This window comes from Streptomyces sp. NPDC092369, from assembly GCF_044755245.1.
In the GTDB taxonomy this organism is placed as follows: Bacteria; Actinomycetota; Actinomycetes; order Streptomycetales; family Streptomycetaceae; genus Streptomyces.
This window is the reverse complement of record NZ_JBIVQP010000002.1, coordinates 1,566,695-1,588,186: the sequence shown is the minus strand read 5'-3', so window position 1 is coordinate 1,588,186 and position 21,492 is coordinate 1,566,695. Positions and strand designations below refer to the sequence as shown.

14 protein-coding genes are annotated in these 21,492 nt (G+C 71.6%); 7 read left to right on the top strand and 7 right to left on the bottom strand.

Annotated features, from left to right (window positions below; genetic code table 11):
- Positions 1–4 precede the first annotated feature (4 nt).
- From ACIQI8_RS16825 to ACIQI8_RS16800, 6 genes are all read right to left on the bottom strand, one after another.
- Positions 5–2,203, bottom strand: coding sequence for a CDP-glycerol glycerophosphotransferase family protein (locus tag ACIQI8_RS16825; protein ID WP_402350243.1), 2,199 nt, complete (start codon positions 2,201–2,203; stop codon positions 5–7).
- Between the two features lie 144 nt (positions 2,204–2,347).
- A complete protein-coding gene (locus ACIQI8_RS16820; RefSeq protein ID WP_402350240.1) occupies positions 2,348–4,612 on the bottom strand; it encodes a CDP-glycerol glycerophosphotransferase family protein in 2,265 nt (754 codons plus the stop codon).
- Between the two features lie 142 nt (positions 4,613–4,754).
- The gene (locus ACIQI8_RS16815; RefSeq protein ID WP_402350237.1) at positions 4,755–5,636 is read right to left on the bottom strand and encodes a carbohydrate ABC transporter permease; all 882 of its coding nucleotides are present in this window, start codon (positions 5,634–5,636) and stop codon (positions 4,755–4,757) included.
- On the bottom strand, positions 5,633–6,982 hold the full coding sequence (locus ACIQI8_RS16810; protein ID WP_402350234.1) for a carbohydrate ABC transporter permease: 1,350 nt from the start codon (positions 6,980–6,982) through the stop codon (positions 5,633–5,635). The genes ACIQI8_RS16815 and ACIQI8_RS16810 overlap by 4 nt, the downstream gene beginning before the upstream one ends.
- Positions 6,983–6,991: 9 nt before the next feature.
- Positions 6,992–8,377 (bottom strand): ABC transporter substrate-binding protein, encoded by a 1,386-nt coding sequence (locus tag ACIQI8_RS16805; protein WP_402350231.1) that lies wholly within the window; start codon positions 8,375–8,377, stop codon positions 6,992–6,994.
- A 312-nt stretch (positions 8,378–8,689) separates the two neighbouring features.
- Positions 8,690–12,394, bottom strand: coding sequence for an FHA domain-containing protein (locus ACIQI8_RS16800; protein ID WP_402350519.1), 3,705 nt, complete (start codon positions 12,392–12,394; stop codon positions 8,690–8,692).
- A gap of 367 nt (positions 12,395–12,761) precedes the next feature.
- Here ACIQI8_RS16800 and ACIQI8_RS16795 point away from each other — a divergent pair, with 367 nt between their 5' ends.
- The 4 genes from ACIQI8_RS16795 (at position 12,762) to ACIQI8_RS16780 (ending at position 18,021) form a co-directional block, all read left to right on the top strand.
- Positions 12,762–14,477, top strand: coding sequence for a serine/threonine-protein kinase (locus tag ACIQI8_RS16795; RefSeq protein ID WP_402350228.1), 1,716 nt, complete (start codon positions 12,762–12,764; stop codon positions 14,475–14,477).
- A gap of 161 nt (positions 14,478–14,638) precedes the next feature.
- On the top strand, positions 14,639–15,883 hold the full coding sequence (locus ACIQI8_RS16790) for a serine/threonine-protein kinase (RefSeq protein ID WP_402350225.1): 1,245 nt from the start codon (positions 14,639–14,641) through the stop codon (positions 15,881–15,883).
- 153 nt (positions 15,884–16,036) lie between these two features.
- A complete protein-coding gene (gene prfB, locus ACIQI8_RS16785) occupies positions 16,037–17,143 on the top strand; it encodes a peptide chain release factor 2 (protein ID WP_402350222.1) in 1,107 nt (368 codons plus the stop codon).
- Positions 17,144–17,430: 287 nt separating this feature from the next.
- Positions 17,431–18,021 (top strand): hypothetical protein, encoded by a 591-nt coding sequence (locus ACIQI8_RS16780; protein ID WP_402350219.1) that lies wholly within the window; start codon positions 17,431–17,433, stop codon positions 18,019–18,021.
- Between the two features lie 99 nt (positions 18,022–18,120).
- Here ACIQI8_RS16780 and ACIQI8_RS16775 read toward each other — a convergent pair whose 3' ends face one another.
- Entirely contained in the window at positions 18,121–18,312 is a 192-nt protein-coding gene (locus ACIQI8_RS16775; protein WP_280881989.1) for a hypothetical protein, read from the bottom strand.
- A gap of 251 nt (positions 18,313–18,563) precedes the next feature.
- Here ACIQI8_RS16775 and ftsE point away from each other — a divergent pair, with 251 nt between their 5' ends.
- The 3 genes from ftsE to ACIQI8_RS16760 all read left to right on the top strand — a co-directional run bounded on the left by ftsE (position 18,564) and on the right by ACIQI8_RS16760 (position 21,456).
- Entirely contained in the window at positions 18,564–19,253 is a 690-nt protein-coding gene (ftsE, locus tag ACIQI8_RS16770; protein ID WP_020132390.1) for a cell division ATP-binding protein FtsE, read from the top strand.
- A 36-nt stretch (positions 19,254–19,289) separates the two neighbouring features.
- Entirely contained in the window at positions 19,290–20,210 is a 921-nt protein-coding gene (gene ftsX / locus ACIQI8_RS16765) for a permease-like cell division protein FtsX (protein ID WP_402350214.1), read from the top strand.
- Between the two features lie 67 nt (positions 20,211–20,277).
- Positions 20,278–21,456 carry a S41 family peptidase gene (locus tag ACIQI8_RS16760; RefSeq protein WP_402350211.1) on the top strand — a complete coding sequence of 393 codons (1,179 nt, stop codon included), beginning with the start codon at positions 20,278–20,280 and terminating at the stop codon, positions 21,454–21,456.
- Positions 21,457–21,492: the final 36 nt, after the last annotated feature.

Genomic DNA, 21,492 nt, shown 5'->3' with positions numbered 1-21,492 from the left:
GGGGTCACTTCCTTACGAGGGTGGCGGCGGGGGCCGGGACGCGTCGCGCGAGCGGGATCACGGACGGGATCGCCTCCGGCGGCCGGCCGAGGAACACCCGCCGTACGACCCGCTCGGCCGCGTACCCGTCGTCGAACTGGCAGAAGCGGCGCCGGAATTCGGCTCGCGCCGCCGTCGACTCGGGGCCCGCCCAGGAGCCGTCGCGGAAGACGCGGGCCAGTTCCTCGGGCGTCCGGGTCACCGGGCCCGGCGGTGCCTTCAGCAGGTCGAAGTACACGCCCCGCGTCTCCTGGTAGACCTCCCAGTCGTCGGCGTACACGACGATCGGCCGGTCCAGGTTGGCGTAGTCGAACATGATCGACGAGTAGTCCGTGACCAGCGCGTCGGCGGCCAGGCACACGTCCTCGGAGGAGCGGTGCGCGGTGACGTCGATGATCCGGCCGCTGCCCTGGGCCCGGCCCCGGTCGTAGAAGTAGTGGGCGCGCAGCAGCACCACCACGTCCTCGCCGGCCGCCTCGCAGAAGGCCTCCAGGTCCAGACCGGTCTCGAAGCCGGTGTGGTGGTCGCGGTGGGTCGGGGCGTACAGGACCGCCGTCCTGCCCTCGGGGACGCCCAACTCCCGCCGGATCCTCGCCACGTCGTCGGCGGTCGCCGTGTGGAAGACGTCGTTGCGCGGATAGCCGTACTCCAACTGCTCGTAGGAGCCCGGGAAGGCGCGCTCCCACATCTGGGTGGAGTGGCTGTTGGAGGAGATGTTGTAGTCCCAGCGGTCCACCCGGCCAAGGAGCTTGGCGAAGCTGCCGGTCGCGGCGGCCACCACCGGGTACGTCGACTGGTCCACGCCCATCTTCTTCAGCGGGGTGCCGTGCTGCGTCTGGACGTGCACGCTGCCGGGACGCTTGACCACGCCCTCCGCGAAGTTGGCGTTGTTGACCAGGTACTTGGCGCGGGCCAGCACCGACCAGTACCGGCGGCTGCCGATGACCGCGTGGTCGATCCCCTCCGGAAGCGAGTCCACCGCGTCCGGCTCGACCAGGAACACCGAGCGGATGTGCGGGGCGAGTTGGCGCGCCATGGCATGGATCGCGGCCGGACTGCAGGCATAGCCGCGGCCCCAGTAGGCGCAGTACACGGCGAGGTTCTCGTCCAGCGGGCGGCGCAGGTCGCGGGCGTACAGCAGTCGGGTGCGCAGGCCGCGCGGGCGCGGCAGGCGCTCGGCTGCCCGCGTTGCCGAACGGTTGGCGACCCGCAGGGCACGGAAGGCCGTGTACGACCCCTTCGCCAGCAGGCGGTGCTGTACGCCGAGGCTGCCGCCCGGGGCGCGGTGGCCGGCGGGGCGGTGGTCGCGGTACAGCAGGCTCGCCCGGCGGAAGAAGGCGCGGCCCGTGTCGCCGAGGCGCGTGGGGTGGGCGGCCGTCTTCAGCACGGCGGCGAAGAGCTGCTCGAAGAGCGGGACCAACCGGGCCGCGGGCAGGTCCTGTCGGGCGGCTCGCGTGAGCAACAGCGCGGTCTGGTCGAGGAGTTCGAGATGGTGCTCGCCGGGCAGACCGAGCCGGTTGCCCTGGCGGCGCACCAGATGCCGTACGACGACCGAGTGGAGCACGGCGACCCGCTCCGCCCGCATCGCGGCCAGCCCGCAGAAGCCGACATCGGTGAAGTGGCCGTCGGGGAAGGCGAGTCGGTGCTCGGTGAGGAAGGCCCGGCGGTAGGCGGCGCTCCAGGCCGGCAGCCGGACGCCGGTGAGCTGCGGGACCTGGTCGGGGGAGAAGGCGCCGGGCGGGCTCGTGGGCAGCAGCGGTGCGGCCGGGTTGGTCGGCTCGCCCTCCCACCAGGGGGTGCGCTCGTGCTCGAAGTGCAGGATGTCGACGTCACCGGTCTCCGTCAGGCGGGCGTCCAGCGCCGCGAGCGCGCCCGGGACGAGGATGTCGTCGCCGTCCAGGAACAGCAGATGGGTGCCGTTCGCCGCACGGATCCCGGTGTTGCGCGCCCCGGCCAGACCGGCCGACGGCGGCGAGTGCACCGGAGCCACCCGGGAATCCCGCTCGGCGTACCCGGCGACGACGTGCGCCGCGGGCGCGTCGGGGGCGTCGCAGACCGGGATCAGCTCGAAGTCACCGAAGGACTGCGCGAGGACCGAGTCCAGCGCCAGGGACAGCCGTCCCGCCACCCCATGGGACGGGACGACGATGCTGAAGCGGGGCATTCTGCTCTTTCTGTCAGGGTTCTGTCGAGCTCAGTTGCCGGGGCGACAGCCCGGTCGGCCGGTCGGGCGCCACGTGGTCGGGCGGGTCGGTGTGGGCCGCGACGGGCTGGACGGCATGGGAACTCCCCGATGTGAGAACGGTGTTCAGAGGCGGTCTGCGACGGTGAGCGGACCGGCGGGCTGCGGCACGGTCGCCTGCGGGGAATGCGCGCGGCTCGCGGCGGTCGACGGCACCGGGTGGCGCGCTTCCAGCGGGATCACCGACGGCAGGTCGCTCTCCCCGAACACGACGTGGCGTACGACCCGTTCGGCGGCGCGTCCGTCGTCGTACGGGCAGAAGCGCTCGCGGAAGGCGGCCCGCAGCTGGGTCGAGCGGGAGCCGCGCCAGTGGCCGGAGGCGAAGATGTCGATCAGCTCGTCCTCGCTGCGGGCGAGTGCGCCCGGCGGGAAGGCGCGCAGGTCGAAGTAGGTGCCGCGGGCCGCCTCGTAGGCCTCGCGGTCCTCGGCGTGGATCACGATCGGGCGGTCCAGGCCCGCGTAGTCGAACATCAGGGACGAGTAGTCGGTGACCAGGGCGTCCGAGGCGAGGCAGAGGGACTCGACGCTCGGGTGGCCGGTGACGTCGACGACCCGGCCGTCGGGCGCCGCGAGCGGGCCGCCGTGCCGGAAGTGGGCGCGGGCCAGCACGACGAAGCGCGGGCCCAGGCGGCGCAGGACGCGCTCCAGGTCGAGGTCGGCCCGCTGGGTGCGGCGGTAGTCGCGGTGGGTCGGCGCGTACAGGATCGCGACCGTGTCGTCGGGGATGCCGAGAGAGGCGCGCAGCCGGGCGACGTCCGCCGAAGTCGCCTTCTGGAACACGTCGTTGCGGGGGCTGCCGTATTCGAGGGTGGTGTAGGTGCCCGGGAAGACGCGCTCCCAGGTGAGGGTGGAGTGGCGGTTGGCGGAGACGACGTGATCCCACTGCTCGACGCCCACGAGGAGCTGCTCGAAGTCCATGTCGTGGGCTGCCGCCGGGCGTTCCTGGAGGTCGAGGCCCATGTGCTTGAGCGGGGTGCCGTGCTGGGTCTGCACGAAGACCTGGCCGTGCCGCTTGCGCATCCGGCGGTCGAAGTCGGCGTTGTTGACGAGGTACTTGGAGCGGGCCAGCGCGGTCCAGTACGCGGCCGTGTCCGGGGTCAGCCGGCGGGTGCCCGTCGGGACGGCGTGGTGGTGCTCGGGGAGGGCGATCCACGCCGTGCGGATGTGCGGGGCGTGCGCGCGGAACGCCTCCTCCAGCGCGCCCGGGTGGCAGCCGTGGCCGCGCCCCTGGTGGGCGGCGAACACGGCACGGTCGGCGCGCAGCGGGAGGCGGAGCTGGATGCCGTAGTGCAGCCGGAGGGTGAACGCCCGGACGGCACGCAGGAGTTTGACCGTGCGCTTGGCCGTCCTGCGGTTCAGCGTGGACGCCGACTGGAGCGTGTGGTAGGTGCGGTGCAGACTCCAGCGGACCAGCGCGTGGCGCAGCCGTGCGGAGAGCGGGACGGGGGAGCCCGGGACGCGGTAACGGCGGTAGTGGGCACGGGCCTTGCGCAGGAACTCGGCGCGGGCCGCGCGGGGCAGCCGGTCGCGGTGCGTGCAGACCTTCGCCAGGTGGTCGACCATGCGGCGGAACAACACCGGCCGCCAGAGCGCCAGTTCGGGGTGCTCGGTGACGTACGCGAAGACCCGGTCGTACTGCTCGAAGACGTCGAAGTGGCTGCGGCTGGTGGTGGTGGACAGGATGTTGCCCTGACGGCGCTGGCGGTAGTGCACGCAGACGCGGTCGAGGGTGGCGATCGACTCGGCGGCCAGCAGGGTGGGGTAGGTCCAGGGGGCGTCCTCGTAGGAGCCGGGCGGGAACACGAAGCCGTGCTCCTGCACGAACTCCCGTCGGTACGCCTTGTTCCAGGCCACCGTCAGCAGGTGCAGCAGGCCCGGGCGGTCCTCCAGGCGGAAGGGCGCCGGGCCCTGTTCGGTGAGCTGCCCCGACGCCTGGTTGCGGACGGTGTCGCCCGACCAGTACGTACGCGCGTAGTCGTAGACCAGGACGTCCGGTTCGCCCGTCTCCTTCAGCCGGTCGGCGATCGCGCGCAACGCGTGCGGGGTGAGGGTGTCGTCGCCGTCCAGGAAGACCAGGTAGTCGCCGCTCGCGACGGCGAGACCCGCGTTGCGGGCCGGGCCGAGACCGGCGTTCTCCGGCAGGTGCACGGCGTGCACGCGCGGGTCGCGGGCCGCGAACTCGTCGATGATCGCCCCGCAGCCGTCCGGCGAGCAGTCGTCGACCGCGATCAGTTCGAGGTCGGGATGCGACTGCGACAGCACCGATTCCAGGCATGCGTGCAGGTAGGCCTGAACGTTGTGCGCGGGGACGATGACACTGAACCTGGGCAAGGCACATCCAGTCGGTCGACGCGGGCGATAAGCCCTGTCGGGCCTTGCCCGGGAACGGCCGATGGAGTGACTTGGTTACGGTCGCGTACGGCAGAAGGGGGACTCCGGGTGAACGGAATCCCCCTTTCCTGTTGATTTCCGGCTACTTGACCGCGCCCGCCATCACACCGGACACGAACTGCCGCTGGAACGCGAAGAACACGGCCAGCGGGATCACCATCGAGATGAACGCGCCGGGCGCGAGGATCTCGATGTTGCTGCCGAACTGCCGTACCTGTTGCTGCAGTGCGACCGTCAGCGGCTGCGACTCCGAGTTGGAGAAGACCAGGGCCACCAGCATGTCGTTCCACACCCACAGGAACTGGAAGATGCCGAGGGACGCGATCGCGGGCGCGCCCAGCGGCAGGATCACCGTGAAGAACAGCCGGGTCTCGCCCGCGCCGTCCAGCCGGGCCGCCTCCAGCAGTTCACGCGGGATCTCCGCGAAGAAGTTGCGCAGCAGGAAGATGGCGAACGGCAGCCCGAAGCCGACGTGGAAGAGCACCACACCGATGATGTCGCCGAAGATCCCGATCTTGCCGAAGAGATCGGAGAGCGGGATCAGCGCCACCTGCACGGGCACGACGAGCAGTGCGACCACGACCAGGAACCACCAGTCCCGGCCCTTGAAGTCCAGCCAGGCGAAGGCGTATCCGGCCATCGCGCCGAACAGCACCACAAGCAGCGTGGCCGGGACCGTGATCCACACCGTGTTGAACAGCGCGTGGGTGATCGCGTCCTTCTCCAGGAGCGTCTGATAGCTCTTGGCGGTCAGCTGGCTCGGCGCGGTGAACACCTTCCACCAGCCCGAGGAGGCGATGTCGGTCGGGTCGCGGAACGAGGAGACCAGCAGCCCGAAGGTCGGCACCAGCCAGAACAGCGCGACCAGGATCAGGAAGATCCGCATCGCCCCGCCGGCCGCCCCGCTCGCCACCCGGGCGGCGAAGGAGCGCTTGCCACGCACGCTCGTGTCGAGGGCGGTCATCGCTCACGCTCCTTCCGCAGCCGCCGGAGGTTGACGAACATCACCGGCAGCACGAGCAGCAGCAGGATGACGCCGATCGCGCTGCCCACGCCGTAGTTGCCGCCCCCGCCGAACGAGGACAGGAACAGTTGCAGGGCAAGGACGTTGGCGTCGTCCTGACTGGGCTGCGGAGCGATGATGTACACCAGGTCGAAGATCTTCATCACGTTGATCATCAGCGTGACGAGGACGACGACCAGGACCGGCGCGAGCAGCGGCACGGTGACCCGTCTGAACACCTGCCACTCGTTGGCGCCGTCCACCCGGGCCGCCTCCAGCAGATTGCGGTCGACGCCGGCCAGGCCCGCCGCGATCAACACCATCGCGAAGCCCGCCCACATCCACACATAGCTGCCGATGATCGCCGGGGTGACCAGCGTCGGTCCGAGCCAGTCGATGCCGTCGTACGGTGCCGCGAAGTTCGAGCCAGGCAACCGCAGTTGGGCCCCGTCCGCCGAGGCCGGCAGCGTGAAGACGCCGTCCGCGCCGCTCTTGGCGGAGGCGACCACCTTGCCGTCCTTCACGGCCTCCACCTTGACGCCCTTCAGCGCCTTCTCACCCGGGTCGACCTGCCCCTTCGTCCCGCCGCCGCCCAGCTTGAAGTCCAGCCAGACCGTGCCGGTGACACCGGAACCGCTCGCCGCCTTCGCGTCCTCGGGGGTGCCGGGCAGCTTGTTCGGGGCGATGCCCACGAGGGGCAGCAGCGCCGGCGTGCCCGCCTGCACCGTGCCCGTCGAGGTGAACGAGCCGCCGCCGGACGCCTTGAGATCGCTCACCGTCGCGTTCGGCCGCGCCTTCGGATACACCGACGACGACACGAAGGTGTCGTGCACCGCCTTGGCGACCGCGTTGGCGGCGCCCTGGCTCGGATCCTGCTCGTAGACCAGCCGGAAGATGATGCCGGCCGCGAGCATCGAGATCGCCATCGGCATGAAGACGATCAGCTTGAACGCCGTTCCCCAGCGCACCCGTTCGGTCATCACCGCGAAGATCAGACCGAGCGCGGTGACGACCGCGGGCGCCACCGCCACCCAGATCGCCGTGTTGCGTACGGCGGTCAGCGTGGAGGAGTTGGAGAAGATGTCGCCGTAGTTGTCCAGACCGACGAATCCCGAGCCGTCGGCGTCGTAGAGGCTGCGCCAGATCGAGTACCCGATCGGGTAGACCACGAGCGCGCCGAGGAGGATCAGGGCGGGCAGCAGGAACAGCACCGCCACCCAGAGCCTGGTCCCCGTCACACTCTTGCGCGGTTTCGCGGAGGGCGTCGGCAGTGCGCCGGCGCCCTCCGAACTCGCTACGGTCGTCATGGCCGCGCGTCAGCCGGTCGCATAGGCCTTGGCCGCGTCGGACTCCAGTTTCTTCTGGGTTCCGGCCACGTCCGAGGGGTTGCGCAGGAAGTCCTGCAGGTCCTTCCACTCGCCCACGCCCTGCGTGCCGCCGAACGCGGCCGGCGCCTGGTCGGACATGTCGAAGCGGAAGTTGTCACCGGCCGCGATCAGCGCGTCGGCGATCTGCTTGGTGACGGCGTCCTTGTACTTGTCCCGGTCCATCGCCTTGTTCGGCGAGATGACACCGCCCTGCGCCGTCCAGATCTCCGCCGCGTCCGTGGAGGCCAGGAACGTCAGCAGCGCCTGCGCGCCCGCGCCGTCCTTCAGCGCCACGGCCACGTCACCACCGCTGACCACGGGCGACTCGCTGCCGACCGCCGGGAAGGGGAAGACCTTCGCGTCCGTGCCCAGCTTCGCCTTGGTGTCGGCGTTGATGTTCGCGGTGACGAAGTCGCCCTCGTAGACCATCGCGGCCGGGGTGTCACCGGAGAAGGTCTGGGTGACCGACTTCGGGAACTCGGTGTTCAACGCGCCCTTGCGGCCGCCCGCGATCAGGTCGTCCTTGCCCCACAGCTGCGCGAGCGTGGTGAGGGCGTCCTTGACCGACGGATCGGTCCACTTGATCTCGTGCGCGGCCAACTGGTCGTACTTCTCCGGGCCGGCCTGCGAGAGATAGACGTTCTCGAACCAGTCGGTCAGCGTCCAGCCGTCCGCGCCGCCGATCGACACGGCCGGGGAGCCGGCGTCCGACAGGGTCTGCGCGGTGGAGAGGAAATCCTTCCAGGTCTTGGGGGTGCCGGTGATGCCGGCCGCCTCGAAGGCCGCGGTGTTGTACCAGACCAGCGACTTGTTGGCGGCCTTCGCGTAGATGCCGTACTGCTTGCCCTTCCAGGCCCCGAGGTCCACCCAGCCCTTGGAGAAGTTCTTCTCCAACTGGGCCTGGGCGTCCGCGCCGAGGGGCTTGAGCCAGCCCTTGTCCGCGAACTGGTGCAACACGCCCACCTGGGGCAGGAACGCGACGTCCGGCGGCTGACCGCCCTCGATCTTCGTGCCGAGGAACGTGGAGGTGTTGTTGCCGGTCGGCACAAAGTCGACCTTGGCACCGGTGCGTTTCTTGAACTCGTCCAGGACCTTCAGGAAGTTGTCCTGCTCGGGTCCGGTCCATACGGCGGCGACCTCCAGGGTCTGGCCGTTGAGCTTCGGCAGCTTCAGACCGCTGCTGCTCTCCGAACTCCCGCTACTGGCACCGGAGTTGTCGTCCTTGTCGTCGCTGCCGCCGCATCCCGTGAGCGCGAGTGCGAGTGCTGCCGCGAGGAGGGCGGCTGCGGGTTTGGCGGCCCTGCGTGTCCGGATTCTGCTGCACGTGCTGCGCATGACTGCCCCGTTCATCAAGCCTCGTCGAACGTTCAGCGCTGTCCCGTGTGATCCGGTCTACGCCGGGTGTGCGAGGGCGGCAAGAGTGCGATCCGTGTCAAGTGGGCGATCGTGACCACGTTGTGATTGGGCCGCGGCTCCGTGGGGGTGCGGGGTGGTGGGTGCGGGTCGGTGGGGGTGCGGGGCCCGGGGGGGGCTACGCCCCCAGACCCCCATCGATCCGAAGGGCCTCGTCCTCAAACGCCGGACGGGCTGACTCAAACGCCGGACGGGCTGAGAATGCCCGGGCCCACGGGGAAGACGACCCCTCGGTCACAGCAGCGACGGGGCTGTCGTTGCCGAGACCTCCCTCGTCGCTCGCTCCAGGGCGCTCGCCAGCAGGGCCAGGTCCGTGGGGCCGTTGCCCAGTTCGCGGACGTGGCGGCGGGCCGGGGGGTCGCCCATGCGTTGCCAGTCGACGGGGACGACCGTGGGACGCAGGGTGGCCGTGCGGGGGATGCGTCCGGTGACCCGGCCGCCCTGGAAGGGCGTCGCCCTGCCGTCGGACCAGGTCAGGCGACCGCGGCCGGGAGACGGTTCGTCCGGGCCCGGGGTCGGGGCGTCCAGGGTGACGCGGAGGGCGGCCCGGCGGGACGGCTCCGTCTCCGCCGTACGGCCGCCGGGGCTCGTCGCCGCCACGAGGTGGACGCCGAGTCGCTCGCCCTCCCGGGCCACCGCCTCCAGCGCCCGCATCACGGAACCCGCCGCCGGGCGGCCGGGCGAACCGAGCGCCGGGGAGACCAGCGCGTCCAGGTCGTCCACGACCACGACCAGCCGGGGCAACGGCGGTGCCGCCTCCGTCTGCCGCCGCGCCGCCGCCGGGCGCAGCCGCATGGTCGAACTGGGCGCGGTGTCCAGGTCGCTTGCCCCGGCGGATCCGGAAACGGCAGATGCGCCGGGTGCTCCCTGCGCCGCCGCCGACCCGCGCCCCGACGCCCGCTGCGACACCAACCGGCCCGACATCTCCCGGCTCGCGTGCCACTCGGCGAAGTCGCCGCGGCCCAGCAACTCGGCCCGCCGCTTCAGCTCGGCGCTCAGCGACTGGGCGAACTCCCGCATCCGCACTGGGTCGTTGGCGGTCAGATGCGTGGTCACATGCGGTACGTCCGTGCAGACCCGCAGGCCCTCGCCGTGGCCGCCCGCCGTGCCCACGCTGTCCCGGCCGTCGATCAGGACGATGCCCAGCCGGTCGGGGCGCTCGGCCGCGGCCAGCGAGGCGACGACCGCCCGCAGCAGCTCCGTGCGTCCGCTGCCCGTCGGGCCCTCGATCACCAGGTGCGGCCCGTCCACCACGAGGTCCGCGCCGACCGGGCCGCGCGGGCCGGCCCCGAGCACGGCGGCGGCCCGGCCGCCCAGTGCCTGGGTGTCGTCCGCCGCGTCCGCCCAACGCGCCATCAGCGACGCCGGGGTGGCCCTGGCCAGCCCCAACTCGTCCAGCAGCCGCGCCGCCTGGGGCAACGGCAGGGACACGCGCGCGTGCCGGTCCCGCCCGGCGCCGTCCATCCGCAACGGCGCCAGCGCCCGGGCGAACCGCTCGGCCCAGGCGAGGGAGACGGCGTCCACGGCGGCGACGCTGCCCGGACCCACGGGACCCGGCGTCTTGGAGCCAGGGGTGCCGGAGTCGGAGGTACCAGACCCGGATCGGAGCTGGTCGGGAGAGGAAGAGGGAGAAGAGGAGGGAGAGGGAGAGGGAGAAGAGGAGGGGAAGGTGGAGAGGGATGAGGGAACAGGTGAGGGCGAGGTGCTCGGCGTGAGCCGGGAGGGCGTCCCGGCACCCGTGCCCGGCACCGCCTCCGGCGTTCCCGTCCCGCCCCGCGCCACCCGCATCAGCCGCAGCGCCGTCGCCACGTCACCGCTCAGCAGCGCGACCGCACCGCACTGCCGGAACGCCGGTGCCGCCGCGCACGCCGCCTCGTACGTGTCCGTCACCGGAGACGCGGGCGACGCCGGTGCCGTCTCGGCGAGGCACAGCACATGGATGCCGACGCGCGGCCCCTCCACGGCCAGCCGCGCCACCGCCTCGCGCACGGCGGCGCCCCCGGTGTCACCGTCCACGATCACCAGTGTGTACGGACCCGCGAAGCCGTCGGTCTCCTCGGCGCCGTCGTCCTTCGCCCAGGAAGGCCGCCGGGGCGCGCTCCGGACCTCGCTCCGCCGTGCGGCGGGGACGGTGTGCGCGGTCGCCGGGGTTTCGTCCAGGCGACGCAGGAGTTCGTCGGTGCGGGCCGTGGCCTGTTCGCGGTCGTAGGCGAGCAGGAGGCCGCAGTCCTGGCCGTGGCCGGGGCGCACATGCGGGAGCCAGCCGAGCCAGGCCCACTCGGCGCCGCGGTCCTCCGCGGGGCGGGCGCGGTCCGCGCTGATCAGGACGATCTCCAGCGCCTCGGGGGAGTGCAGCGCGGCGAGTTGGGCCACGACCGCGCGGGCCAGCCCGGACAGCCGGGTACGGGGGCCTGCCAGGCCGAGGGCCCCGGCCTCCCGCAGATCCGCCGTCACCGGCACGGCCGGCAGCAGACCGGAGCCGTCGGGGGCCGTGCGGTCCGCCGTGCCGAGCCGCACCGTGAGCGCCTCGCGGTGTCCCGGCTCGCGCTCCCACAGCCGCGGTCCCGGGCCGAGCGCCGTCAACAGCAGGGCCGCGAGGTCCGGCCAGGTCTCCGGGGCCTGGGCACGGTCGGCGGTCGACGCGGAGCCCGCCGCCAGGTCGGCGCCGGTATCCATGTCGTCGGTCTCGTCCGTGTCGTACACGTCCTGGTCGGCCGCGGAGTGCTCCCCGCGTCCGCCGGTCAGCCGCCGCGCCCACCCGGCGATGCCGCCGCGCTTGCGGACCCCGGCGCCCTCGATGCCGTCACGCGAGCGCGTGCCGGACGGGTCGTCGTGCGGGGCCGTGTCGTGAGCGGTCGTGGAGGACGCCTGCGCGAAGGGCGCGGTTGAGGAGGGCGCACGTGAGGACGCCGCATCTGTAAAAGGAGAGGCGTTCCTCGCCGAAGCGGATCCCGCACCGACCGTCCCCGTCCCCGTCCCGTCCCGGTCACCGCCCGCGTCACCGTTCGCCGTCCACGCCCCCACGCCGAACCGACCGGCGTGCGTGTCACCGCTACCGCCCGCCGGGCCCGTCGTACCCCTGCTCTCGATCCGGGGCGCGCCGCCCTGCCCGGGGACGAGCGGGTCGGCCGGGCCGTGGTTCTGGGCGGGCAGTCCCCGTGAGGGGGTGGAGGTGTCGCCGCCGTCGGCCACGCGTGCGTGGAGGGGATCGGGGGAGCCGGCCTTCGTGTCGGTCCCGGGCTGCTCGCCGTCGCAGGACACGCGCACGTGCCCCTCGCCGTCCGGGGCCGTCGGGACGCGCGCGCCGGGCCCGCCGGCCGGGGTGAGGCGCAGGGCGGACTCGCCGACCCGGAGCAGGGCGCCGGGGGCGAGCCGCACGGGGTGGGTGCTCACGCGGGTGCCGTCCAGGAGCGTGCCGTTGGTCGAGCCGAGGTCGGCGACCGAGACGCGGCCGTCCGCACCCACCGTGACCGCGCAGTGCAGCCGGGAGACGTCCGGGTCGTCGAGCGGGACGTCGGCGTCGGCGGAGCGGCCGATGCGGATCTCGCCGCCGTGCAGGAGGTGGACGCCGCCCGCGTCCGGGCCCGCTATGACGTGCAGTTGGGTCGGGGCGTCGTCCAGCTCGGGGTGCGGCTCGGGCTCGGCCGGGGCGCCCAGGGACAGCACGGCGCCGTCGATCAGCGGGGGCTCGCCGAGGGTGCAACGCTTGTCGTCCAGGCGCTCCGCGCCCACGTACAGCACCACCGGGCCGCCGCCCTCGCGGGCACGCTCGGAGGGAGGCGCGCTCCCGTCGCCGGAGACCGCCGACGACAGCGCCGACGCCACCTCGGCAAGGGCCGTGCCGGCGGGCGCGGTGACCAGCACGTCGCAGCTCGCGGTGCGGCCGCGGACCCGATCGGGCGGGCCCAGCGGGTCTACGACGGTCAGCCGGATCTGCATCGCCGTCAGCGGTCCCTTCTGCGCGGGTCTGCGCGGGCGCGGACTTTTCCCCCCACCCCACACGAGCACGTCGGCCAGTACTCCACGCATCCTCGCACCTGCCACTGACAACACGCCCACGGTCCAGCCAGAAGTGATCTTGATTGGTCGGCTCTGCCCTCAAAAGTGCCTGATCGGTACGTCACTGAGGACCGCTTGAGATCGGTCACGCGCGGATCGGGCAACCGGAGGGACCGAGTCGAGCGTCTTTCCTTCGAACATGTACGACAAGCGGTACGTAAGACGCACAGAAAGTTGAGAAGTCGGTGCCGAGGGTGTCGGCACTACAGTGGGTCGGAACGTAGGCAATCGACAGGGAGCGCATGACGTGCGGCCGGTAGGCAGCAAGTACATCCTCGAGGAGCCGCTCGGACGCGGCGCCACGGGGACCGTCTGGCGAGCCCGCCAGCGGGAGACCGCGGGCGCCGAGGCGGCCGTGGCCGGTCAGCCCGGTGAGACCGTCGCGATCAAGGTCCTCAAGGAGGAGCTCGCGAGCGACGCGGACATCGTGATGCGGTTCCTGCGGGAGCGCTCCGTCCTGCTGCGCCTGACCCACCCGAACATCGTCCGGGTGCGCGACCTGGTCGTCGAGGGTGATCTGCTGGCCCTGGTCATGGACCTCGTCGACGGCCCCGACCTGCACCGCTACCTGCGCGAGAACGGCCCGTTCTCGCCGGTCGGCGCCTCCCTGCTCACCGCCCAGATCGCCGACGCGCTCGCCGCGAGCCACGCCGACGGAGTGGTCCACCGCGACCTGAAGCCGGCCAACGTCCTGCTCGCCCACCAGGGCGGCCAGATGCACCCGATGCTCACCGACTTCGGCATCGCGCGCCTGGCCGACTCCCCGGGGCTCACCCGCACGCACGAGTTCGTCGGCACGCCCGCGTACATCGCGCCGGAGTCCGCCGAGGGCCGCCCGCAGACCTCCGCAGTCGACATCTACGGCGCCGGCATCCTGATCTACGAACTGGTCACCGGGCGCCCACCGTTCTCCGGCGGCTCCGCCCTGGAGGTGCTGCACCAGCACCTGAGCGCCGAGCCGCGCCGCCCCTCCACGGTCCCCGACCCGCTGTGGGCGGTCATCGAGCGCTGCCTGCGCAAGAACCCGGACGAACGCCCCAGCGCCGAGAACCTCGCACGCGCCCTCCGTGTCGTCGCCGAGGGCGTCGGCGTGCACGCGAACGCCGCGCAGATCGCCGCCGCCGACTCCGTAGGTGCCCTGCTGGTTCCCGACGCCATGCCCGCCGCGGTCCCCGGCTCGGCCGACCCGACCCAGGTCCTGCAGCACGGCCAGGGCATGTACGACCCGAACGCGGCGACCAGCTACCTGCCGCACACCGGCGCACCCGGCCCGGCCGGCGCCGCCGACCCCACCGCCGTACTGCCGAACACGGGCGCGGCCGACCCGACCGCGGTCCTGCCGCCGGTGCCACCGGGGCAGCCTGGACTGGGGGGCCAGCAGGGTCAGCAGCCCGAGCAGCCGCACCCCTGGCAGAACCAGCTGCGCGCGGCCCGCGACCGCAACGAGCAGACCCAGGTCCAGTACCTCGACCCGAACGAGGACCCGCTGCGCCGCCGCCCCCAGCGGCAGGTCTCCCGAGGCCAGCAGCCGCAGCAGCGCCCGCCGCAGCGGCAGCAGCCCGCCCCCGGCTACGGCTATCCGCAGCAGCAACAGCCGCAGCAGTACGGCCCGCCGCAGCACCAGCAGCCCCAGCACCAGCAGCCCCAGCGCCAGCAGCCTCAGCGGCAGCGCCCTCAGCAGCCGCAGCCCCAGCGCTACGCCCCGCCGCCGCAGCAGCCCCAGCGCGAGCCCCGGGAGCCGCGGCAGCGCAGCGCCAACCCGATGAAGATCCCCGGCCTCGGCTGCCTGAAGGGATGCCTGTTCACGATCGTCATCCTGTTCGTCGCGAGCTGGCTGATCTGGGAGCTGAGCCCGCTGCAGGACTGGATCGGCACCGGCAAGGGGTACTGGGCGCAGCTGAGCGACTGGTTCGACACGGTGACGGGCTGGATCGGAGACCTCGGCGGAAGCGCGTCGAACTGACGGAACGCCCCACGGCGGGGCGAGCGAATCAGTCGAACTGGACGAACCGACGGCAGGGTTGGTGACTTGTCGACATCTGGCGGGTGATTTCCGCCTCCGCAGTGAAGGTTGACCCTTCGGACGCGTAGTTTTAGCGACAACACGCGTCGGTAGGAGCAGTCTTGGCACGGAAGATCGGCAGCCGGTACACCGCGAACCAGATCCTGGGGCGGGGCAGCGCCGGCACGGTGTGGCTGGGCGAGGGACCCGAGGGACCCGTCGCCGTGAAGCTGCTGCGCGAGGATCTCGCGTCCGACCAGGAACTCGTCGGACGCTTCGTGCAGGAGCGCACCGCCCTGCTCGGCCTCGACCACCCGAACGTCGTCTCCGTCCGCGACCTCGTCGTCGACGGCAACGACCTCGCGCTGGTGATGAACCTGGTCCGCGGCACCGACCTGCGCACCCGCCTGGACCGCGACCGGCGCCTGGCACCCGAGGCGGCGGTGGCGATCGTGGCCGACGTCGCCGACGGGCTCGCCGCCGCGCACGCGGCCGGGATCGTGCACCGGGACGTCAAGCCCGAGAACATCCTCCTGGACATGCAGGGCCCCCTGGGCCCCGGCGGCGCGCATCCCGCCCTCCTGACCGACTTCGGAGTGGCGAAACTCATCGACTCCCCGCGCCGCACCCGCGCGACGAAGATCATCGGCACTCCGGACTATCTGGCGCCGGAGATCGTCGAGGGCCTCCCGCCCCGCGCGGCGGTCGACATCTACGCCCTGGCGACCGTCCTGTACGAACTCCTCGCGGGCTTCACCCCCTTCGGCGGCGGTCACCCCGGCGCGGTGCTGCGCCGCCACGTCACGGAGACGGTCGCTCCCCTCCCCGGCATCCCCGACGAACTCTGGCAACTCCTCGTCCAGTGCCTCGCCAAGGCCCCCGCCTCCCGGCTGCGCGCCTCCGAACTGGCCGCCCGCCTGCGCGAGTTGCTGCCCATGCTCGCCGGGATGCCCCCACTGGACGTCGACGAGCCCGACCTGGAACCCGAGGACGAACCGGACCCGGCCACCGGCGACCGCTCCGCACCCTCGGACGAGCCGGTCCGCCGCCGCGGCGCGGTCCCCCTGGTCCCCGGCGCCAAGCCCACCGACTCCAACCGCGACACCCATACGTCGATGCGCGTCCCCGCCCCCGACGAACTCGCCGGCGGCGCCCGCGGCACGGCCCGCGTCCCCCGCCCTGCGGGCGCCCGCCGCCCCGGCTCCGCCCGCCACAAGGCCCTCGCCCGCCGCCGCCGGATCGTCCTGGGCGCGGGCACGGTGGTCCTGGTCGCGGCGGTGGGGGCGGGCGCGTGGTGGGCGACGTCGGGGGACGACGCGGGGGCGACCCCACAGGACACCAGGACATCGTCACCGGCGTCGCCGTAATTCAGCCCGTCCGGCGTTTGAGGACGAGGCCGTCCAGGCCGAAGCGGGGGTCTGGGGGCGGCAGCCCCCAGGAGGCGGCCACGAAAGCCCCGGTCACAGCTCAAGGGCGCCTCACGACAGACCCCGCTCGCGCCAGCCGTTACGCTGGGGGACGTGGCAGTCGTCGATGTATCCGAAGAGCTCAAGTCCCTCTCCTCGACCATGGAGTCGATCGAGGCCGTCCTGGACCTCGACAAGCTGAGGGCAGATGTCGCCGTGCTGGAGGAGCAGGCAGCCGCGCCGTCCCTGTGGGACGACCCGGAAGAGGCGCAGAAGGTCACCAGCAAGCTGAGCCACCTCCAGGCCGAGATCCGCAAGGCCGAGGCCCTGCGCGGCCGGATCGACGACCTCTCGGTCCTCTTCGAGATGGCCGAGGAGGAGGACGACCCGGACACCCGTGCCGAGGCGGAGAGCGAGCTGACCTCCGTCAAGAAGGCGCTGGACGAGATGGAGGTCCGCACCCTCCTGTCCGGCGAGTACGACTCCCGTGAGGCCGTCGTCACGATCCGTGCCGAGGCCGGCGGCGTCGACGCCTCCGACTTCACCGAGAAGCTCCAGCGCATGTACCTGCGCTGGGCCGAGCGCCACGGCTACAAGACGGAGCTCTACGAGACCTCGTACGCGGAGGAGGCGGGCATCAAGTCCACCACCTTCGCCGTCCACGTCCCGTACGCCTACGGCACGCTCTCCGTCGAGCAGGGCACCCACCGCCTGGTGCGGATCTCGCCCTTCGACAACCAGGGCCGCCGCCAGACCTCCTTCGCCGGTGTCGAGATCCTGCCGGTCGTCGAGCAGACCGACCACATCGAGATCGACGAGTCCGAGCTGCGCGTGGACGTCTACCGCTCCTCGGGCCCCGGCGGCCAGGGCGTCAACACCACCGACTCCGCGGTGCGCCTGACCCACCTCCCCACCGGCATCGTCGTCTCCTGCCAGAACGAGCGCTCGCAGATCCAGAACAAGGCCAGCGCGATGAACGTGCTCCAGGCCAAGCTGCTGGAGCGCCGCCGCCAGGAGGAGCAGGCCCGGATGGACGCCCTCAAGGGCGACGGCGGCAACTCCTGGGGCAACCAGATGCGTTCGTACGTCCTGCACCCGTACCAGATGGTCAAGGACCTGCGCACGGAGTACGAAGTGGGCAACCCCGAGGCCGTGTTCAACGGCGAGATCGACGGCTTCCTGGAGGCCGGAATTCGCTGGCGCAAGCAGCAGGAGAAGTAACTTTGTCGACTTGACAACCCCCAAGCAACTGCCGTCCTGAGGGCGGCAGTTGCTTTATGTCTGGGTTTTACATCACACTCACAGGCGCCAACCCACCGCATAGGGCCCTTAGTTGGACATTGCGCTCGCAACGGCCTTGACGTTGCTTTGAAAAATGGGAAAGGTGCAGAGTGGCATGCGTATCTCTGGGGCGCATGTGAACCGGGGGGCCTCCATTGAGCCACTCCCGTCGATCACGGCCCCGGGCGCTGCCTCACCGACGATCAGCTACTGGGGGTAGCAAGCATATGACGAAGAAGACGCGGATCCGTGTCGCACGGATAGCCGCGGGCGCGGTGATCGCCGCGGGCGCCTCGCTGACCGCCGCAGGTGCCGCTTCCGCCCTGGACATCACCGCGAGCGTGGACGGCAACGGAGCCGACGTGAGCGTCAACACCGGCCTGGACGACGAGACCACGCCGCCTCCGTCCGAACCGCCCACGGGGCTTCCCACGGACCCGACCAGCGAGCCTCCGACGACCCCGCCCCCGACCTCGGACGATCCGACCGAGCCCACCGGGGTCCCGACGGAGCCCACCGAGCCCCCGACGGACGACCCGACCACGGCCACCCCGACCGAGAGCAGCGGCACCGGCAGCGGCGGCAACAACGCCGACCCCAACGGCGGCTCCGACACCTCCGTGCAGGAGGAGGGCTCCTCCGCCCTCACCGACACGGGCTCGGACACCACGGCCCAGGGCGGCGGCGACGAGCTCGCCGAGACCGGTGCCGGCCAGACCGCGTTCCTGCTGATCGGCGCCGCGACCATGATCGCCGGTGGCGTCGGCTTCCGTTTCCTGCCGCGCCTCGCGGGCGGCCGGGGCGGCGCTGCCGCCTGACGGTAGTCGCACGCTCACGCAGCGTGCGTGACGACGTACGACGAGGGGCCCGGAGCGAGTGTGTCGCTCCGGGCCCCTCGGGGTGTCTGAGGACCCGCGCTACGCGGTCTGGTGCGCCACCAGCGCGAGCGCCGCGATCAGCACCGCGAGCAGTGCGATCAGCGCCATGGGGTTCAGTCCCGCGAAGAAGTTCTCCTGCTGCAGCCGCTCGCGGTTGGCACGGCACACATGGCACCGGCCCTCACTCACGGGCGACGCGCAGTTCGCGCACACCAGCCGGTCGTACGTCATGCGCGCCCTCCTTGCCCAATGGTTCCAAGAGGAGAACGCCGACCGCTCGCCGAACGTTCCCTGTCTCCACTCTGCCAGGTTCCTCCGGAGGCTGCGCGGGGGTCGCCTCTACGGCCCCGCGCCCCTTCGGGCGTCCCCTGGGTCTGCACAAAAAGGCACAACCCCTCCTCAACCACGACCGGAGCCTGCGCTCGCACACCCGACTCGCGTATGGTCACGCTCATCTACCCCCGGCGACCCGTGGTGCACCCGTGATCCGATTCGACAACGTCTCCAAGGTCTACCCCAAGCAGACCCGCCCCGCACTCAGGGATGTGTCCCTGGAAGTGGAGAAGGGCGAGTTCGTGTTTCTCGTGGGGTCCTCGGGCTCCGGAAAGTCCACCTTCCTGCGGCTGGTGCTCCGTGAGGAGCGGACCAGCCACGGTCAGGTGCACGTCCTGGGCAAGGACCTCGCGCGGCTGTCCAACTGGAAGGTGCCGCAGATGCGGCGCCAGCTGGGGACGGTGTTCCAGGACTTCCGCCTCCTGCCCAACAAGACGGTCGCCGAGAACGTGGCGTTCGCGCAGGAGGTCATCGGCAAGTCCAAGGGCGAGATCCGCAAGTCCGTGCCGCAGGTGCTCGACCTCGTCGGGCTCGGCGGCAAGGAGGACCGGATGCCCGGCGAGCTGTCCGGTGGTGAGCAGCAGCGCGTGGCCATCGCGCGCGCGTTCGTCAACCGGCCCAAGCTGCTGATCGCCGACGAGCCGACCGGAAACCTCGACCCGCAGACCTCGGTCGGCATCATGAAGCTGCTCGACCGGATCAACCGGACGGGTACGACCGTGCTCATGGCCACGCACGACCAGAACATCGTGGACCAGATGCGCAAGCGCGTCATCGAGCTGGAGCAGGGCCGCCTCGTCCGAGACCAGGCACGCGGCGTCTACGGCTACCAGCACTGACCGCGACCGTCCACGGAAAGGCCTGAAGAAGACGCCATGCGCGCCCAGTTCGTACTCTCCGAGATCGGTGTCGGTCTCCGCCGCAACCTGACCATGACGTTCGCCGTCATCGTCTCCGTCGCCCTGTCGCTCGCCCTGTTCGGCGGGTCGCTGCTGATGAGTGATCAGGTCAGCACGATGAAGGGCTACTGGTACGACAAGGTCAACGTCTCGGTGTTCCTCTGCAACAAGAGCGACGCCGAGTCGGACCCCAACTGCGCCAAGGGCGCGGTGACCGACGACCAGAAGAAGGACATCCTCTCCGACCTGGACAAGATGACCACGGTCGTCCAGAAGGTGACGTACGAGTCGCAGGACGAGGCGTACAAGCACTACAAGCAGCAGTTCGGCGACTCGCCGCTGGCCAGCTCCCTGACGCCGGACCAGATGCAGGAGTCGTACCGCATCAAGCTGAAGGACCCCGAGAAGTACCAGGTCATCGCGACCGCCTTCGACGGGCGTGACGGCGTGCAGTCCGTGCAGGACCAGAAGGGCATCCTGGACAACCTCTTCGGGCTCCTCAACGGCATGAACTGGGCCGCCCGCGCGGTGATGGCCCTGATGCTCGTCGTCGCCCTGATGCTGATCGTCAACACCGTGCGCGTCTCCGCGTTCAGCCGTCGGCGCGAAACCGGCATCATGCGCCTGGTCGGCGCCTCCGGCTTCTACATCCAGGCCCCGTTCATCATGGAGGCCGCCGTCGCCGGCCTCATCGGCGGGTCGGTCGCCTGCGGATTCCTGGTGGTCGCCCGGTACTTCATCATCGACCACGGCCTGGCCCTGTCCGAGAAGCTGAACCTCATCAACTTCATCGGCTGGGACGCCGTCCTGACCAAGCTCCCCCTCATCCTGGCCACGAGCCTGCTGATGCCGGCGCTGGCGGCGTTCTTCGCGCTGCGCAAGTACCTGAAGGTGTGACGCATGACAAGAGGGCCGTACGGTCAACCGCCCGTACGGTCCTTCGGGTTGTCCTAGACTCACCGGCATGTCAGGTCGAGACCTGTTCTGTCAGCCCCGCCGCAGGCGCCGCGGGGCCGCCCTGACGTTGGTGTTCGCGAGTGTGCTGGTGGCCGGGGCGGCGACCGGGTCGCTGCCCGAGGGGGAGCGGAAATCCGCTGCCGGGCAGGGTCGTTCGACCACGCCGGCCAGTCACCATGAGGCTGTCGCCAAGGCCGCCGCCGACGCCATGGCTGACGGCAAGTCACCCATGGAGGCCGCCGAGCGGGCCGTCAGCCGCAGTGGGGACCGGTGGGGGGCCGTGTACTCCGAGGGGGAGTACGAGGAGTTCGAGGAGGCCCTCGACGGGCGGTACACCGGCGTCGGGCTCTGGGCCCGGCGCGAGCGGGACGGGCGGATCGAGGTGACCAAGGTGCAGTCGGGGTCGCCCGCGGCCGCCGCCGGGATCCGCAAGGGCGACCGGCTGCGCAGTGTCGACGGGTCGTACGTGGACGGGCGCCCGGTCACCGAGGTCGTCTCCTTACTGCGCGGCGACGCCACGGACGCGGCGGCCGGTACGGCGGTGAGGCTGGGCCTGGAGCGCGGCACGCACGCGTGGAACGAGACGCTGCGCCGGGCCAAGCTGTCCACCGACTCGGTCACCGTGGAGCGGCTAGCCGGCGGGATCACCGTCATCAGGATCGCCGCCTTCACCAAGGGCTCCGGGGACGTGGTCCGCACCGCCGTGCAGCAGGCCCCGCCCGACGCCGGCGTCATCCTCGACCTGCGCGGCAACTCCGGCGGCCTGGTCACCGAGGCCGTCACCACCGCCTCCGCCTTCCTCGACGGCGGCCTCGTCGCCACGTACGACGTGGACGGCGAGCAGCGCGCCCTGCACGCCGATCCCGGCGGCGACACCACCAGACCCCTGGTCGCGCTCGTCGACGGCGGCACGATGAGCGCGGCCGAACTGCTCACCGGCGCACTCCAGGACCGCGGGCGCGCGGTGGTCGTCGGCAGCCGCACCTTCGGCAAGGGCTCGGTCCAGATGCCGAGCAAGCTGCCCGGCGGCGGAGTCGCGGAGCTGACCGTCGGTCACTACCGCACCCCCTCCGGCCACAGCGTGGACGGCCGGGGCATCACCCCCGACCTGGACGTCACCTCCCAGGGACAGGCGGCCGTCGAGCGGGCCGAGACCGTACTGAGCGGCCTCGGGGACGCTTCGTAATCGGCTTTCCCTTCGCCCCCTCCGTAGTGCGAAAAT